Annotated in this window: 2 protein-coding genes; one reads left to right on the top strand and one right to left on the bottom strand. The window is 33.7% G+C overall.

The window, feature by feature from the left end:
• A partial coding sequence (locus ACT29I_RS25700) for a hypothetical protein (protein WP_444794866.1) occupies positions 1-222 on the top strand: 222 nt, incomplete at its 5' end.
• Here the strand turns inward: ACT29I_RS25700 and ACT29I_RS25695 are convergent.
• Positions 195-867, bottom strand: a 673-nt coding sequence (locus ACT29I_RS25695) for a flotillin-like FloA family protein (protein WP_444794865.1), incomplete at its 5' end; no start/stop codon positions are given. The two genes, ACT29I_RS25700 and ACT29I_RS25695, sit on opposite strands and share 28 nt — an antisense overlap.

The raw sequence follows: 867 nt of genomic DNA, 5'->3' as shown, positions 1-867 counted from the left end.
CAACGTTTACTGGATGAAGCGTGCGGAGATTTAACGAGCCAAACCTTCCAAACTACTCCAGAGCCAAATCTTTTATTTGTTTTTATCTTTTCATTATTAAAGCCAAATCAAAGATTTGGCGGTGTTCAAACTCCATACTCAACCTCCAAAACACTACTGAATCCGCATGCTTTATTCCAGATTGTTAGGGCCTATTATTTCTTAAGCATCAGGTTTTGTTGAATCAATTGAACTCCCAATACATTTTCCCAATATTCTGTATTCAATATATTATTCCGAATAAAATTCTGAGATGAAATTGGGTCTGTCGAAGTCCAGTCCATTGCCACAGCTGTAAGTTTTTCCTTTATTTTTTCTTGTATTCCGTTACTATTTGTCCCTTCCTCCCAAAATGCAATTCCAATACCATATTTAAATTCAGCCCATAAGTCTATTTTAAATGTTCTAAAATCCAAATCTTTAATTGTCAAGGTATGTATTTCAGTTCCTTTATGAATTACCTCGTTAATATCTTTTCCCATGATGTCTAAGGCAGTCAATATTTGATATGTAACGCCTTTCTTGTCCTTATTGTCAATAAAAGTCTGAACGACTTTTTGTGGGTCTCCACCAGCTAAAAGGTGAGCTTCAAGGTCTGAAAGTTTTAAGTCTAAATTCTGCTTTTGTGTTAATGCAAGTGCTTTAAACAGCTTTTTCTTACTATTCTTTCTAACATTTATTCCTAATGCTTCTTTAAATGAAATATTTGCTCCATGCTTCCAGGCTCTTAACTTGGTCACTAAGATTGGCAAACCTAAAAGAGCAATAAAAAATATAAATATTAGTATCAATAATTCCATAAACAGTTTTCTATAATAGGCCCTAACG

It is taken from the genome of Saccharicrinis sp. GN24d3 (assembly GCF_052400645.1).
In the GTDB taxonomy this organism is placed as follows: domain Bacteria; phylum Bacteroidota; class Bacteroidia; order Bacteroidales; family Marinilabiliaceae; genus Saccharicrinis.
Note: the sequence above shows the minus strand (reverse complement) of the source record. Positions and strands in the feature narration are given on the sequence as shown.